The 17,024-nt window shown below is 39.6% G+C and carries 12 protein-coding genes; 8 read left to right on the plus strand and 4 right to left on the minus strand.

Annotated elements, in window-relative coordinates; translation table 11 throughout:
• Positions 1-183: 183 nt before the first annotated feature.
• Both HDE68_RS03015 and HDE68_RS03020 read right to left on the minus strand, forming a co-directional pair.
• Positions 184-816 carry a YiiX/YebB-like N1pC/P60 family cysteine hydrolase gene (locus HDE68_RS03015; protein ID WP_183878770.1) on the minus strand — a complete coding sequence of 211 codons (633 nt, stop codon included), beginning with the start codon at positions 814-816 and terminating at the stop codon, positions 184-186.
• Between the two features lie 9 nt (positions 817-825).
• Positions 826-1,560, minus strand: a complete 735-nt coding sequence (locus tag HDE68_RS03020; protein ID WP_183878772.1) for a hypothetical protein — start codon at positions 1,558-1,560, stop codon at positions 826-828.
• Between the two features lie 422 nt (positions 1,561-1,982).
• Here HDE68_RS03020 and HDE68_RS03025 point away from each other — a divergent pair, with 422 nt between their 5' ends.
• The 7 genes from HDE68_RS03025 to HDE68_RS03055 all read left to right on the plus strand — a co-directional run bounded on the left by HDE68_RS03025 (position 1,983) and on the right by HDE68_RS03055 (position 14,360).
• Positions 1,983-2,582, plus strand: coding sequence for a TetR/AcrR family transcriptional regulator (locus HDE68_RS03025; RefSeq protein ID WP_183878773.1), 600 nt, complete (start codon positions 1,983-1,985; stop codon positions 2,580-2,582).
• A gap of 215 nt (positions 2,583-2,797) precedes the next feature.
• Entirely contained in the window at positions 2,798-3,931 is a 1,134-nt protein-coding gene (locus HDE68_RS03030) for an efflux RND transporter periplasmic adaptor subunit (protein ID WP_183878775.1), read from the plus strand.
• A gap of 11 nt (positions 3,932-3,942) precedes the next feature.
• Entirely contained in the window at positions 3,943-7,134 is a 3,192-nt protein-coding gene (locus HDE68_RS03035; RefSeq protein WP_183878777.1) for an efflux RND transporter permease subunit, read from the plus strand.
• Positions 7,121-8,533 carry a TolC family protein gene (locus HDE68_RS03040; protein WP_183878779.1) on the plus strand — a complete coding sequence of 471 codons (1,413 nt, stop codon included), beginning with the start codon at positions 7,121-7,123 and terminating at the stop codon, positions 8,531-8,533. Before HDE68_RS03035 ends, HDE68_RS03040 begins: the two co-directional genes overlap by 14 nt.
• Before the next feature lie 423 nt (positions 8,534-8,956).
• Positions 8,957-9,397 carry a hypothetical protein gene (locus tag HDE68_RS03045; protein ID WP_221300652.1) on the plus strand — a complete coding sequence of 147 codons (441 nt, stop codon included), beginning with the start codon at positions 8,957-8,959 and terminating at the stop codon, positions 9,395-9,397.
• A 62-nt stretch (positions 9,398-9,459) separates the two neighbouring features.
• Positions 9,460-10,686, plus strand: coding sequence for an exonuclease SbcCD subunit D C-terminal domain-containing protein (locus HDE68_RS03050; protein ID WP_183878781.1), 1,227 nt, complete (start codon positions 9,460-9,462; stop codon positions 10,684-10,686).
• Positions 10,683-14,360, plus strand: coding sequence for an AAA family ATPase (locus HDE68_RS03055; protein WP_183878783.1), 3,678 nt, complete (start codon positions 10,683-10,685; stop codon positions 14,358-14,360). The genes HDE68_RS03050 and HDE68_RS03055 overlap by 4 nt, the downstream gene beginning before the upstream one ends.
• On the opposite strand, the gene HDE68_RS03060 is transcribed toward HDE68_RS03055, so the two are convergent.
• Both HDE68_RS03060 and HDE68_RS03065 read right to left on the minus strand, forming a co-directional pair.
• Positions 14,350-15,066 carry a phosphatase PAP2 family protein gene (locus tag HDE68_RS03060; protein WP_183878785.1) on the minus strand — a complete coding sequence of 239 codons (717 nt, stop codon included), beginning with the start codon at positions 15,064-15,066 and terminating at the stop codon, positions 14,350-14,352. The two genes, HDE68_RS03055 and HDE68_RS03060, sit on opposite strands and share 11 nt — an antisense overlap.
• 109 nt (positions 15,067-15,175) lie before the next feature.
• Positions 15,176-15,958: a murein L,D-transpeptidase catalytic domain family protein gene (locus tag HDE68_RS03065; protein WP_183878788.1), complete on the minus strand. Its 783-nt coding sequence runs from the start codon at positions 15,956-15,958 to the stop codon at positions 15,176-15,178.
• Positions 15,959-16,205: 247 nt separating this feature from the next.
• Here HDE68_RS03065 and HDE68_RS03070 point away from each other — a divergent pair, with 247 nt between their 5' ends.
• Entirely contained in the window at positions 16,206-16,868 is a 663-nt protein-coding gene (locus HDE68_RS03070; RefSeq protein WP_183878790.1) for an START domain-containing protein, read from the plus strand.
• Positions 16,869-17,024 lie beyond the last annotated feature (156 nt).

Consider the following 17,024-nt stretch of genomic DNA (forward strand, 5'->3'; position numbering starts at 1 on the left):
TTGGTGTCTGAGTACCAATATTCGACGATTCAAATTAACAAATTTCTAGCCATATAAAGCTAGAAACGGAACAAGAATGTCCAATTATCGGGTATAAATGATTAAAAACTTAATAAATACTGTTTAAACAAGAATTTGACGGTTAATTTGATTTCTATATGACTTTATAAGGGCTTTAAGCTGTTATTTATATTGCCCTAAGATATCAATTTTATCAGATAAAGATATGCCTCCGGGGTTACAACCGGGTTTCCCTTCCGGAACTTCCATGTTTAAGTGTTCAAAATACACTTTCCATACTGGAAAAAAGGCGCCCGACCCTGGTTCTTTATAAGTCATCGGGAACAGTTTGAAGAAAGGTTTGTTCTTGTTAGCTGCTTTAAATGCATCATAGATCAGTTCAGAACAATAGTATTTTCCATTGTTATATAGATACTGATCATCATAAAGGACACCCATTTGCTGCATAGAAAATGCAATAGCAGTAGGTATTATCTTTTGATAAGCTGGTTTAAGTCTGCCAACATAATGAGGATGATTTGATTTGGATAAAAATACCGGGAGTGGTGTCAGATGAACATTCTTGCCCGAAGCTTCAATGACCAGTACACTATCATTTCTAAGCATAACCATACCCATGTGACTAAACTTATTGCCCTGATAGCCCTGTGTGACTGCATTGATCGCATCACAAAGAGGGCCACAATCTAAATTCTGGAAGATAAGGTCTCCGGTTTTTAATTGAATATTTTCTTGTGCCCGGGTAGTTATGCTCCAGAGCATAGCTGATAAAATACAGATGATTAATTTACGCATTGGATAATTTTAGTAAGACATTTCTTCGTTAATGGTATAAGCTGGCGGCGGGGTGAAGAAGCTTTCCCCTAAAGTGACCTTCTCGATCAGGCTCGCTTTGATGCCGATGTTAAGTCCTCTGGATAAGGTGCCGATGGCCAGGGCACAGCCAGGTATGCTTTTTAAATAACTATATTGCTGCCAGTACAGGCGGGGCAGTTCTGGTGCATACCATACGGTAATCACGTTTTCGGGAGAATGAGGGTTAATAAATACTGCTTTTTTGCAGGAATGTCCTGCAATCATTAGGGTACCTGTTTTAAGTTCCATGACAAAATCGGCAGAACTGATCACCATCATAGAATCTCCTGCCATAGCTGTTTGTATATTCGGCATAGCTGCAGGATATTTTGTCGCTGTTTTACCGGCAGTATCCAGTAAATAGCTTACAGTATCTCTTTTGTCGGCCAGGGTTATTCCCCCACCCAATCCTTTTTGCTCTACCCTGATATATTCCGGGCTTACATAACAAATAAGAGGAGGGGAGTCATCTGTTGATCCTGATAAAGATTTAGCCAGTTCAATCATGGCCGTTTGCCCCTGATCTTGCTTAGAAGCTATTTTCTGTTGTTGTTGCGAACCGAAATCCAGTGCATAGCTTATCTTCCATGCCGCAACATTCCTGCCTTTTTTTAACTGCTGTCCATTGACAAAAAAAGCCAATAAAATAAGGAGCAGTGTCAGGGAGCTCTTTTTGTAGTTCAAAATATGGTGTATTTATTATACAATGGTACAAAAAAAACCTGCCCGAATGGTCAGCATTGAGGCAGGTTCATGTCATAATTTATAATTTTATTGAACCTGTAACTAATGTCAGTATGCAACAGGTCGTATTGAGTTCGTAGTTGTAAGGGTGTTGAAAGGGTACCGGACCCTTCCAACACCCTTACAACTACGAACTCTTCCAGACGTTAACCCGCTTCTCTTTTTAACTTGCTGAGCATCCTTAAGTATGCCCGGCTGATCAGAACTTACAGACAATCTTAAAATTGCCATCAAAAAAATGTTGGTTTAAATCGTTATTCCGGCCATTTTTATAGTTGTGACAATTTGCTGATACAGATTTTTAAAACTAGTTATACATTTGCTTAACACTGTTAGATTATTTACACAGTACAAAGATTACCATGGGTAGTAAAGAAAGAATTCAAAGGGTTAAGGAAGAAACAAGAGCTAATATACTTGATGCTGCCTTAGATATCGTCAAAGAAGACGGTTGGCAGGCCTTAAGTATGCGTAAAATTGCAGACAGAATTGAATACACTGCGCCGATTATTTATGAATATTTTGCCAATAAGGAAGGTATCCTGATGGAACTGACCAGAAAAGGCAATATATTATTACTGATAGATCTGAAAAAAGCGAAAGCAAAATATAATACTCCTGAAGAACAGTTGTCAGCGATGTGGATTGCTTACTGGGATTTTGCATTTGAACATACACATCTTTATCAGGTGATGTTTGGTGTGGATATGATCTGTTGTGAACAGCAGAAAATTTTACCAGAAGTAGAAGCTTCGCGTAAGCTGATTAGCGATACCATCATAGAGATTATGAAAGTCGATGCACTCTGTCAGGACAGGGTCTGTAGAAAGTACTATACTTTCTGGTCTGTTATACATGGATTAATTTCAATTAATCTGCTTAGAAGAGGAGCTAACGACGAAATGAATCAGCATATTCTAAAAGATGCGATTCATGGGATTATACAAACTATCAACGATTAAAAATTTTTTTATGGAGTACTTAACACTGTTAGATTATTTATATGTAATTAGCTCTCCGCTAAGGAAAAAATCTATACACACTATTTCGTTTTTTTTGCCTCATAACTTAACAGTGTTAAATAACCTATTTACGTTAAAAAAGAATTACCCCAATGTTACCAAATAATACATTTTACCTACATCACACACAACAAGTTAAACAACAGATTAACGTTATGAAAATTTCAATTTTACTTCTCGCCGCATTATTTATTGGCTGTTCCAGCGATAAAGTCCAGGTAGCTGCTCCTGTAATACAATCCCTTCCGGTAATTGCCTTACATAATAGTTCAGAAACCACCTTTACCGAATATCCTGCTTCCATTCAGGGGGCCGTTGATTTGGAAATACGCCCGCAGGTTTCTGGTTCATTAGATCAAATCTATGTGAACGAAGGCGCCCTTGTCCAAAAAGGACAACCACTTTTTAAAATCAATGAACTTCCATTTAAAGAAGCAGTAAACAACGCTAAAGCTTTATTACATGCAGCGCAGGCAGCGGTAACCAATGCACAGCTTGAAGTAGATAAACTTACTCCGCTGGTAGCAAATAAAGTTGTTTCCGATTTTCAGCTTAAAACTGCAAAAGCTACTTTACAATCAGCTCAGGCCAGTGTTGAACAGGCAAAAGCAGGTGTAGCGACTGCAAATATTAACCTGGGTTACACTTTAATTAAAGCACCGGTAACTGGTTATGTAGGCAGATTACCAAGAAAACAAGGTAGTTTAGTAGGTACTGCAGATGCAACTCCGCTTACTCAACTTTCGGATGCACACGAAGTTCATGTTTACTTCTCTTTAGGAGAGGATGACTTTATCAATTTCAATGCTACTTACCCTGGTAAAACAGTTGCAGAAAGACTTAAAAAACTGCCTGGTGTTAAATTAGTTCTGGCAGACCGTACTGTTTACGCTCAAGAAGGTAAAATTGACATGGTCGATGGCCAGTTTGATAAACAAACAGGTTCCATTGCTTTAAGAGCTACTTTCCCAAATACTCAGGGACTGTTAAGATCTGGTAATACTGGTAAATTAAGACTGAGCATTAATCACCCGGATGCGATCTTAGTTCCACAATCATCAACAATAGAAGTTCAGGACAAAATGTTTGTCTACACAGTTGATGCCGGAAATAAAGTGAGCAAAACTCCAATTACAATTCTTGGAACCACAGGTATTAATTATCTGGTTAAAGAAGGCGTAAAAGCAGGAGATAAAATTGTTTTTGATGGTATTGATAAATTGAAAGAAGGTGACGTTATCAAACCTGAAAAACTAAAAGAAGAACCTATTAAAACTGCATTAAGATAATTTAACATATCATGTTTAAGAAATTTATAGACAGACCTGTCTTAGCCACTGTTATTTCCATATTATTGGTGATTCTGGGGGTATTGGGACTTACAAAATTGCCTTTACAGCAATTTCCAGATATCGCGCCTCCTGCTGTACAGGTAACTGCGCTTTATCCCGGTGCAAATGCCGAAACTGTATTACGTTCTGTAGCGCCTTCGCTGGAAGAATCAATCAATGGGGTTGAAAACATGAGCTACATGAGCTCAACCGCGAGTAACGATGGTTCACTGGTAATCTCAGTTTACTTTAAACTGGGTACTGACCCGGATCAGGCGGCAGTAAACGTACAAAATCGTGTGGCACAAGCTACAAGTCAGTTACCTGCTGAGGTTGTACAGGCAGGGGTAACCACTGCAAAACAACAAAACAGCTTAATCATGGTGGTAGACTTACACACCGATAATGAGAAAAGCTATGATCAGACATTCCTGGCCAATTATGCGCAGATTAACTTAATTCCTGAGTTAAAAAGGATTCAAGGGGTAGGTCAGGCAAATATATTTGGTGGAAGCAGAGACTATTCGATGCGTGTATGGTTAAACCCTGCACAAATGGCAACTTATAACCTGACGCCAAATGAAGTAATGGCGGTCATTAAAGATAAAAACTTAGAGGCTGCCCCGGGTAAATTCGGAGAGAGCAGTAAGAATGCTTTTGAATACGTACTGAAATATAAAGGTAAATTAACCAAGCCAGAAGAGTATCAGAACATGATTATCCGTTCTAATGCTGATGGTTCATTTTTACGTCTTAAAGATGTGGCAAGAGTAGAATTAGGTTCTTATACTTATTCGAATTTAACCCGTGTCAATACTAAACCAGGTCTGAACATTGCGATTCAGCAGTTGAGTGGATCGAATGCGAATGAGATTCAGATTGCGATCACTAAATTCATGAAAAAAGCCGAAAAGGAATTCCCTAAAGGCGTAGGTTATGATGTGGTTTATAGTACTAAAACTTCTCTGGATCAATCTATTGATCAGGTAATTCATACGCTGATCGAAGCATTTATCCTGGTATTTATCGTTGTATTTATCTTCTTACAGGATTTCCGTTCTACACTGATTCCGGCAATTGCTGTTCCGGTAGCAATTTTAGGAACTTTCTTCTTCATGAAGCTTTTTGGCTTCTCGATTAACTTATTAACCTTATTTGCACTGGTACTGGCCATTGGTATTGTAGTCGATGATGCGATTGTGGTAGTCGAGGCTGTCCATGCGAAGATGGAGCACAAGAAAATAGGGCCAAAACCTGCAACAACAGCAGCGATGCATGAGATTACAGGTGCGATTATTTCGATTACCCTGGTCATGAGTGCGGTGTTCCTGCCTGTTGGTTTTATGGAAGGTTCAACAGGGGTTTTCTACAGACAGTTTGCTTTTACACTGGCTATTGCGATTGTAATTTCTGCTGTAAACGCGTTAACACTGAGCCCTGCTTTATGTGCGCTGTTCCTGAAACAAACGCATGCTGATGGTCATGAGGCTGCAGCTCCAACTAGTTTCAAACAACGTTTCTTTAAAGGTTTTAACACTAGTTTTGAATCTTTAACCAACAGATATGTAGGTAGTTTGAAATTCCTGATCCGTACCAAATGGGTAGGTTTAGCTGGTTTGTTAATCGTTATCCTTGCTACGGTATGGATGGTGAAAAAAACACCTACAGGATTTATTCCTTCAGAAGATCAGGGTTTCATCGCGATTTCGATGTCATTGCCAGCTGGTGCTTCGCTGGAAAGAAGTACACAGGTATTGAAAGAAACAGAGGTTTTATTAAGACCGCTGGCTTTTACCAAACTGTTTAACGTACTGGGAGGTTTTAACCTGCTTACACAGTCAAACAGTCCATCTGCGGGTGCGATGTTCGTGTTATTGAAACCAACAGCAGAACGTGGAGAAGTGAAAGATATCAATGCGATTATGAATGTAATCAGAGGTAAACTTGCAGGTGTTAAAGGCGCGAATTTCTTCGTGTTTACTTTCCCTACAGTTCCTGGTTTTAGTAACGTGGATGGTCTGGATATGGTGTTGCAGGATAAAACCGGAGGAAACATTGGCAAGTTTAGCGGGGTAGCTTATAACTTTATCGGTGAGCTGATGAAACGCCCGGAAATTGCAGTAGCTTTTACTACTTTCAGAGCGGATTATCCGCAGTTGGAACTTCAATTGGATGAAGCTAAAGCTGAACAGCTGGGTGTCTCTGTTAGGGATGTATTAACGACCATGCAGGCTTATTTTGGTAGTGCGCAGGCTTCAGATTTTAACAGGTTTGGAAAGTACTACAGGGTAATGGTGCAGGCAGATGTAGCTGACCGTGCTGATCCTTCGGCGATGGATAATGTCTTTGTGAAAAACAGGGCTGGCGAAAATGTGCCAATCAATACTTTGGTGAAATTGCAAAGGGTTTATGGCCCGGAAACAGTATCCCGTTATAACTTATTTAACTCAATTGGTATTAACGCGATGGCTAAACCAGGTTATAGTTCTGGTGATGCGATCAGAGCGGTAGAAGAAGTGGCTGCACAGCAATTACCTTCAGGTTTCTCTTATGAGTTTACTGGTTTGACTAAAGAAGAGATTACTTCTGGTGGTCAGTCTGTAATCATCTTTGGGTTGTGTTTAGTGTTTGTATATTTCCTTTTATCTGCTCAATACGAAAGTTACATCCTGCCATTAGCTGTTATTTTATCAATTCCTACTGGTGTATTCGGTGTGTTTGTTGCAATCGGTTTAACCGGAATTGAGAATAACATCTATGTGCAGGTGGCGCTGGTCATGCTGATCGGACTGCTCGCTAAGAATGCGATTCTGATTGTAGAGTTCGCGGTTCAGCGAAGAAGAGCGGGAAATACTTTAGTTTCTTCAGCTCTGGAAGCAGCTAAATTAAGGCTTCGCCCGATTATCATGACTTCTCTTGCATTTGTGGTAGGATTGGTTCCAATGATGCGTGCAACTGGTCCTTCTGCTTTAGGTAACCACTCGATTAGTATCGGTGCTGCCGGAGGTATGATTACCGGAGTTATCCTTGGATTGTTCATCATTCCTGTTTTATTCGTAATCTTCCAGTTTTTACAGGAAAAAGTTTCAGGTAAACCTCAGGATCCGGTTACAGAAGAACATGAAGAATCTATTAATATTAATGAATATGAAACTGTATAAAAGTATATATACCGCTCTTTTACTTGTACTCGTTCTGGGTGCCTGTAAAGTATCTAAAGATATTCCTTTACCAGTAAATGCTGCTCCTGAAAAGTTCAGGGGCAGTGTTTCAACTGACACTGTGAGTATTGCTACGCTGCCTTATAAAGAATTTTTTAAGGAGCAGACTATCAGGAGTCTGATTGATACCGCAATTATCAATAATTACGATATGCAGATTGCCCTGAAAAATATGGAAGCTGCTGCTTTGTTGTTTCAACAGTCGAAACTGGGAAATATACCAGAATTGAATTTAAAAGTTGGTGCAAATACAAGCCGCCCTTCGGACAATAGTTTAAATGGTTTGCAAATTGGTCAGTTTTCTCAATCTAAACATATTGAGGATTATAGTGTAACTGGCGGATTAAGCTGGGAGGCTGATATCTGGCGCAAAATTGCGAATCAGAGAAATGCAGCAGGTGCAGCTTTTATGCAGTCTGCTGAGGTTAAAAAAGCTGTTCAGACCAGATTAGTATCTAATATTGCACAAAGTTTTTATAGATTGATCATGCTGGATACACAGCTTGAAATTGCGAAGAAAAACTTGTCTTTAAATGATAGTACCTTAAATATTATCAGATTGCAGTTTTCTGCTGGTCAGGTAACTTCATTAGCGATTCAGCAAGCAGAAGCTCAGCAATTGGTAGCTGCTGGTTTAGTACCTCAGTTAGAGCAAAGAATAGCGCTCGAAGAAAATGCTTTGAGTATTTTAACTGGTGCTTTCCCTAAAACTATTGCAAGAATCGGAACTTTAGCTTCAATCAATGTTCAGGATCAGGTAAGTACTGGTATTCCTTCACGCATGTTGAGTTTAAGACCTGATGTTAAAAACGCGGAACTGGAGTTAGTGAAAGCAAATGCTAAAGTCGGGATCGCAAAGGCAAGTTTATATCCTTCACTTGTGATTACTGCAAATGGTGGTTTGAACTCTTTTAAAGCAAGTAACTGGTTTAATATTCCAGGTTCATTATTTGGTGTGGTTGCTGGTGGGATTACCCAGCCGATTTTTCAGCGTAAACAGTTGAGAACTCAATATGAGGTTGCGTTGGTTGACCGTGAAAAGTCAGTAATTCAGTTCAGATCCTCAGTGTTAACTGCGGTTGGTGAAGTTTCTGATGAACTGGTTAAAATTGAGAAACTGAAAGAACAGTATGTGATAGCTGATAAACGCGTAAAGACTGTACAAAGTGGTTTGAGCAATGCAAATATGTTATTTAAAAGCGGCATGGCGAATTACTTAGAGGTCATTAATGCGCAAAGTAATGCACTGCAAAGTGAGCTTGATTTAGCGACTGTAAAGACTGCACAGCTGAATGCTGTTGTGGAGTTGTACAGGGCTTTAGGGGGTGGTTGGAAGTAAGTCCACCCTAATTTAAAAAATGGATGCTGCATTCTGGCGGCATTGCCTTCGCTGAAAAAGCCCGGAACGCTATGCCATCATGTTAGCATCCATTTTTTAAATTATAGGCTTTCCTGCCTGTGTAGTGTACTGGTTGGTGGCCTTGGTTGTGATCGTTTTTGATTGATTAATCAGGAGCTTAGGTTTAGCTAAAATGTTTAAAGGGATGTGCTATTTGGTTAGCACATCCTTTTTTTGTTGGCTGAATAATAAACTGATTTTTAGGACATCAATTGATGGATTTACTGATCAGTAAAATTTTATAGCGGGTTGAAAACAATAAATTTAACTCTGTTTTGCGCTGTTTGCTTGATTTTGAGTGTGTTGTGGCTCTTGTTTTGATTGTGGAACAGTTGTTGATTGCCGACAAGGAAAACCTCTTCTATGGAAAATACAAACTCGGGATCTGCTAACGTCCCTCAAAAAAAGTCTAAAGGGAAATTCTGGACTATACTAATCTTATTCGTTATTTTATTTGTGGCTGGATTTACTTATTACAGATACTTTTTTGTTTTTGGCGAAGGGGTAAAGGCCGGTCAGCTGAACTACTTCGTGAAAAAGGGATATATATTTAAAACAAATGAAGGCCGTCTGATACAGACAGGTATACGTTCTCAGGCACCTGGAAATATAGCTTCCAATGAGTTTATGTTTTCGGTAACTAATGATCGGGTAGCTGAACAATTAAGCAGAAATGCCGGTTCTAATATCGAAGTGCATTATAAGGAATACAAAAGCCCGCTTCCCTGGAGAGGAGTATCGGTTTTTGTTGTCGATAGCTTGATTTCTGCTGCACCTGGAAATGGCGTAAATCTGCAAAACTAGTAGAATAGGCTATGCACGGATTAAGCAATTGTCTTGGCAATTGCTTAATTTAGCAGGCAACGATGAGAATTCTTCATACCGCCGACTGGCACCTCGGAAAAAGACTGGAACAAAGTGAGCGTACAGATGAGCATCAGGCTTTCCTGAACTGGCTCATACTGACCTTACAGACTGAAAAAATTGATGTTTTAATTGTTGCGGGAGATATCTTTGATACCGGAAGTCCTTCTAATACGGCTTTTGAACAGTACTATGGCTTTTTAAGACAGGTAAAAGATACGGCTTGCAGAGAGGTCATTATTATTGGCGGCAATCACGATTCTATCAGTACCTTAAATGCTCCTTCTTCACTGCTTAAGTACTTTAATGTACATATTATTGGCGGTGTTCCAGAAGAATTTACAGATCAGATTATTGAGATCAAAAACCCTTCCGGTGCGCTGGAACTGGTAGTCTGTGCAGTTCCGTTTCTACGGGACCGTGATATCCGGCTTTCTGTATCGGGTGAAACCGCCGAAGAAAGAGAAACCAGGATTAAACAGGGGATCTGTGATCATTATCATCGGTTTAAAGAATATATCGGAGAATATAAAGCCAATCATATTCCGGTTATTGCTACAGGACATCTTTTTGCTGCAGGGTCAAGTACCTCTGATAGCGAAAAGGAAATTCATGTAGGTAACCTGGGGCAGGTAGGAGGCGATCAGTTCCCGGAGGAATTTGATTATGTCGCCCTTGGCCATATTCACCGCCCGCAGGTGATTAATAAAATGGAGCATATCCGTTATTCAGGGTCACCTATACCACTTAGCTTCTCGGAAACTGATGATAGGAAACAGGTGATTGTGCTGGAGTTTGAGGCCGGCAAAATGGTTAGCCTGAATGAAATTGAAGTGCCTGGTTATCGTAAACTTATCAGAATTAAAGGGGATTTTGAGAAGGTGAAAACCAAATTGGTTTTACTGGAAGATCCCGGAACATTATACCCTGCCTGGGTAGAGGTGCAGGTAGAAACTGAGACCTTCATTTTTGATCTGGAAGAACAGCTGAATACACTGATTGTCAATAAACCTTTTATTGACAGGATTTTTCCAAGACAATTGAGAACAAAAGCGGCACAAAATCTGGATTCGCAGACTCAGGAGGTTATGGCTTTAACGGATCTTGATCCTAAAACAGTGTTTTTGAAACGCTGTGAATCGGAGTTCCCGGAAGAAGACCATACTGATTTGCTGCAAACATTTAATGAGGTACTGGAATATATGGCACAAAAAGAGGATAAGGCATGAAGATTATAAGTATTAAATTTTTAAACCTTAATTCCCTGAAAGGTCAGCATGAGATCCGTTTTGACCGGCCTCCTTTTACTGAAAGTGGAATATTTGCTATTACAGGCCCTACTGGCGCAGGAAAAACAACTATACTCGATGCAATTACTGTAGCTTTATATGGAAGGGTTCACCGCCATACTAAAGACGTATTTGAGATTATGACCCGCCATACCGGAGAATCTTTTGCGGAAGTAGAATTCGAGGTTAAAGATAAACTATACAGGGCCAAATGGTCTATCAGGCGCAGCCGCGGCAAAGCAGAAGGTCAGCTGCAAACGCAGAAGATGGAACTGGCCGAAGCGGTGACTGGTACGATTATCATTGAGCATCCTTTACAAGATGTGAGAGATGAAATTGTCAGGTTATGCGGCCTGGATTATAACCAGTTTTTACGTTCTGTGATTTTATCGCAGGGCGATTTTACCCGCTTTTTGAAAGCGGATGAAAATGAGAGAAGTGAACTGCTGGAAAGAATAACCGATACTGGTATTTATTCGCAGATTTCTATCGATGCCTACGAAAAAGCAAAAGAGGAAAGGGCAAAACTAGATCAGCTGCGCAATCAGCTGGAGCATGTGGTTTTGCTTGCTGCAGATGAACGTGCCATTTATCAGCAGGAGTTAATTGACCTTTCTGCTCAGGAAAGCCAGCTAAAGACAGAGGAAGCTTTGCTAAGAACAAAAATTGACTGGCTGAATAACCTGGTGAAACTGGAAGTCAGAAAATCGGAGTTACAGCAAACTTTAGCTGCTGATGAGCTTTTTTATGCTTCACATGAAACCCGGTTTTTAAAACTTCAAAAACATCTTGCCGCTTTGGTTCATCGCCCTGCACTGGCTGAGTTAAGTCTGATAGAAAGCCAGCAGCGTAAATATGAAACCGATTTACAAGAAGCAGAATTACAGTATCCTGAACTGGTTAAAGAAGAGCAGTTGATGAAAAATGCTTTGAAAGAAGCAGAAGATAAATCGGTGCAAACGGAGAAGACTTTAACAGATTCAGAGCCTGTCTTTGATACGGTTGTAAAGAAGGATATACAAATTGCACAGGCTAAAACTGAGCTGGAAAAAACCAGTAAATCATTTGAGACAGCGAACTTAAGTCTTCAAACGATGAATACTGCCCGCATGGTAATGGCCGATCAGTTGAAAGTTGTACAACAACGAATTGATAATCTATCGGAGTGGCTCAGGGATCATGCTAAAGATAATAAACTGGATAAGGAGGTTATTGTATTTGGCCAGTTTGTACAGCAAGTTAAAAATTTAGAACAAAAGTCTGGCGAGCAGCAAAAAAGTCTGAGAGATTATACCGGACAAGCAGAAAAAGCTAAACTGACAGTTGCTGAGACCCAAAAGAATATCGGTTTATTTGAAAAGAAATTAGTTGACTATAATGCAGCAATAACGCAGTATAATCAAGGTCTGCAAGTGACTTTGGCAGGGAAATCTGTTGAAGAGCTGGAATCAGATCTGAGCAATCTGCCAGTATTGATTCAAACCTCAGAGCAGCAATTACGGCTCTCTGGTCAATATCATAAATTTTTAAAGGAACAGACTGCATTAACTGAGGTTCTGGCCCAATACCGTAACCAAAAATCCCTGGCAGAAGAAGGCCTAACGAAGCTGGAGCTTGAAAATCAGGAAGGAGCAACCCACCTGGATTATTTACAGCAAATTTATGAGCTGGAAGTAAAGGTGCAAAAATATGATGCAGACCGTTTGCAATTGGAACCAGAAAAGCCTTGTCCGCTTTGCGGATCAGTGCATCATCCTTTTGTAGAAGGAAAATATACAAGTAAATTAACTGAATCTGCCCAGAGGCGTAAGCAGCAGCTGGAGAAGGTGAATCTGCTAAAATCAAAATTGAATCAACAGCTGATTGAGCTGAATACGCTAAATCACCAGGTGCAAACGGGTGAAAAATCTCTTTTATCCTTAAAAGATTCGCTTACACAAAGTCTTTCAGAGTTTGAAGCAAATAATCAGCTATTGCCTAAACCTTTAGATCTGAATAAACCAGAAATTATAAGCGCAGTAATTAACAGGAAGAGAATACAGCAGCAGGATTTACAGGTTCAATTGAAAACTGTAAAGGATATGCAATTGCAGATTAATGGACTGGAAACTCAGGTTATTCAGCAGAAAGAAGTTTTGGCCTCAGCACAGAATAAGGTTGAACAGACTGGTTTAACCATTAGTTTTGCTGAGCAGCAAATTGCTGTTACCAATCAGGAACTGGCCGCTGCCGATGCAGAGCTTAAACTGCTCACAGCTAAAGCTGAAGACCTGATAGCACCCTTCGGAATTCTTTTTGAAGCAGAAAAAGCAGAGACAATTATCCTTGAGATGAAAGTGAGATATGAACGTTATCAAACTTCTGAAAAGGAACTCAATCAGTTGCAGCCTGATCTTCGTCAAAAAGAGACGGAACTTAAAAATAGTCTTTCTGCGCTTCAGGAGAAAAAGGAGTTGATAGAACAGCTGAATATTCAATTGAAAGACGAGCAAAAGATCTTAGAACAAATTCAGGAAGAACGTATTGAGCTTTTTGGTTCAAAAGATCCGGTTGAGGAAAGATCGCAACTGGTTAACGCGTTAAAGAAATACAGGACAGAGACCGGGGATTTCCAGCATTTATTACAGGAGAAACGACAAAAGGTTCGTATCGCTGAGGATAGAAAGACAACCTTACATACTTCATATCTGGCCACTATAGAGTCGTTTAATTTGCATTTAGAGAAACTGATGGGCAAACTGGCTACGCAGGGACTAAAAAATGTAGCTGAACTTCAACAGCTTTACCTGGAGGAACAGGAAGCGAAAGCTGCAGAGGAATTACAAAAAGAGGCGGCACAGAAAATCGCCTCTGGTCAAAGCCTTTTACTGAGCCTGCAAAAAGATCTGGAAACAGAGCAGCAGAAAGCGCTGACTACAGAAACCAGTGAGGTAATTAGTCCTCAGTTAGCAGAAAATGGATTGAAATTAAGGGGGCTGGTTGAAAGCATGGTGAAATTACGGCATCAGCTTGATGAAGATGATCAGCTGAAATTGAAACATAGTGAAGTTGCATTGCAAATCGAAAATCAGCAGAAAGATGCAGATCGTTTTCAAAAATTGTCTGCTTTGATAGGCTCTGCTGATGGTAAGAAATTCAGCCGTTTTGCACAGGGGCTTACCCTGGCCAGGTTAACAGAACTCGCTAACCGGCATCTGTTGCGTTTAAGTGACCGGTATAGTATTCTGAAAAGCCCGGAAAAGGATTTGGATCTGCAGATTATTGATGGTTATCAGGCAGATGTGGTCCGGCCAATGTCCACGCTTTCGGGTGGGGAGAGCTTTCTGGTGAGCCTTTCACTGGCTTTGGGTTTATCAGATCTGGCCAGCCGTAAAGTACAGATTAATTCCTTATTTATTGATGAAGGATTCGGAACACTGGATGCTGAAACACTGGATGTAGCCATTACAGCTTTGGAGAACCTACAGGCTAATGGGAAAAGTATTGGTATTATTTCGCATGTCGAAGCGCTTAAAGAGCGGATAGGGACACAAATTCAGTTGAGCAGACAGCCTGGTGGATCAAGTAAAATATCTTTGTTTAGCTATGGCGAAAGAATAGAGGTTAACGAATAGTTTGTTTGTATTCTGGCTCTGTCTGTGTGTATTCTGGCTCTGCCTGAATATATACGGGCTGTTTTTTTCTGTAAATTCCGGCCAGTTTAAAGGGTTTAGCCTGTTGAATCAGATAAAAACTTAATAAGCCAAAAATAGATCCAGTTATGGCACCAGCGATGACATCCTGTAAAAAGTGCTGGGCAAGATATATTCTGGAGTAACCTGCTAATACTGCCATTGATAAGCACAATAAGCTTATTTTCCTGCTTTTTAAGCAAAGTACAAGCACAGTAGCCATCGCAAAGGCTGATGCGGTATGGCCCGAAGGAAAGGAGCCTGAATGCAGGGTATGTATTCCACGGACAAAATGTTCATAATGGAAGCCTATCTGGTCAAAATAAAGACCCGGCCTTGGCTGTATGATAATCCTTTTTAAAATTTGAACCACTATCCCGGAACTTAAATAAGCAGTCAATAAGATTAATGCAGTTTTTTTCTTTTTATAGAAGAATAACAAGACAATGGCTAATGCGGTTATTATACCATCTCCCATCAGGGTATAATAAGAAAAGAAATAATCAAGCCATGCCGGATGATAAAAATTCAGCAGGGTGAAGCCCGCCAGTTTTGAAGTATAAACACAGAAACCAATTCCTGTGAGCAACAGTAAAATCAGAAAAGTGAAAAATAAAAGTACAGGACAATGTTTTATAGCTTTCATCATAAGGTGTGAATATAATTATATAAAATTACAATGACAATATCATGACAGTATTAAGGCCTGATGATTAAATAAATTTTAATCATCAGGCCTTAAAAGCTATTTATGGGATCTATATACGTGCTATTGAGCTGCTATCCTGCATTGGGACAATCATATTTGCTGCAAGATGAGAATTCAGATACTTTGAAAAGTAGGTTTGATGGCTGCCGTTAATGAAAATAACAGTTTTTCCCTCAATGGTATTGATTACCTTATCTGATAGTTCGGCAGGAACTGCCGGGCAGCCCTGGCTGCGGCCTAATCTGCCTAATTCATTAATTGTACCCTGGCTTACATACGGCGCACCGTGGACAACAATAGAACGGCTTCTGGCATTTGAATTATAACCTTCATCCATTCCATCCAAACGGAGTGAGCGACCATGTTTACCTTTATAAACTTCGGCTGTGATATAGAAGCCAAGGCTGCTTTCATTAGAATCCCTGGCGTCAGAAAAACGTGTGGCGAGATCATCCCCGCTACGCTGACCATGTGCAACCCAGGTATTCAGTAAAAGAGAATCTATGGACAGATCAATTATCCACAACCGCTTTTTTGTGCTGTTCTGATCAAAATCTGCGATAGTTAAAATGGATTTTTCACTGGAAACCTTACCAATGTTTTTAAGATTATAGAATCCTGTGAGTGCTTTTTCAAAAACCTCAGGTCTGAGGCCCGATTGTTCAAGATGTGCTGCATGATAGATCTTGCTGACGTGCAAGTTATACAAGGAATCCTGAGTGACAACTTTTTCCGGTAAACTCCGGTTTGAACAAGGTATCCAGCTAATTATAATGGTCAGGGCAAGTATGCTAAATGTTATTCCTGCTCCGCCTAAAAGGTATTTTCTCATAGAATGGGGTTTAAGTGCTATGTTTGATACGATTAATTAGGTATTGATTTTCTTCAGATAATGCTTGTTTTGAGGAGGTTTTTTAGAGTTTATTTAAACAAATGTACTGAAATCTAAATGGTTAGCGCAAAATTCTGGTATAATTACTTGATGATGACTTATATAAAGCTACAAAAATAGTCTTGGAAATACGATTTATGTATTTTTGTAATCCGATTAAATTATCCTTTAAGACGGTGATTTTTTTATGCATTATTCAACTTATCCTTACGCTGTATTTTTAGCTTTTATTTTGGTTTTTACTGGTCTTAAGCCGGTATCGGCACAAGATAACTGGTCTTTGTCTGTCAATAAAGAAGGGATTCAGGTTTATACCCGCCCTATAGAAAACTCAAAGATTAAGGCTATTAAAGTAGTCAGTAATATGCCTGCTACTTCTTCACAATTACTTGCTGCCATTTTAGATGTAAAAACCTGTAATGAGTGGGTATATCATAGTGTAGAAAATGTGATGATCAAACAGACTTCACCCTTAGATCTGATTTATTATTCAAGAGTAGACGTCCCATGGCCGGTTGAGGACCGGGATTATGTAGTGCATATAGAAGTTGAACAGCATCCTCAAACCAAAGTAATTACGGTGAATTCTCCTTGTATACCAGGTTATATGGCAGAAAAGAAGAATGTAGTACGGATCAGCCATACCGTTGGAAAATGGACAATTACACCTATAGGAAAAAATCAGGTCAGGGCAGAATATGTACTGGAAGTAGATCCTATGGGCAGTATACCTGCCTGGTTAACTAATCTTTTTGCAACTAAAGGACCATTGGAAACTTTTAGAAATCTAAAGGTACATGTGCAAAAAGAGGTTTATAAAAATGCTCATTTTAAGCTGATCAACGATTAAATAAGTTTTACTAAAATATTTTATCGGGTGGATAAAACATTAAATCGTATTTGGAGTTATACTTATAATAAATAATTATAGGTATTTTCAAACCATTCGGGCATTCAGCGGAAATTAATTCTTTTGAAACCGCATTGATGGTTATCTAAACAACGT

The organism is Pedobacter cryoconitis (genome assembly GCF_014200605.1).
GTDB classification, from domain to species: Bacteria; Bacteroidota; Bacteroidia; order Sphingobacteriales; family Sphingobacteriaceae; genus Pedobacter; species Pedobacter cryoconitis_B.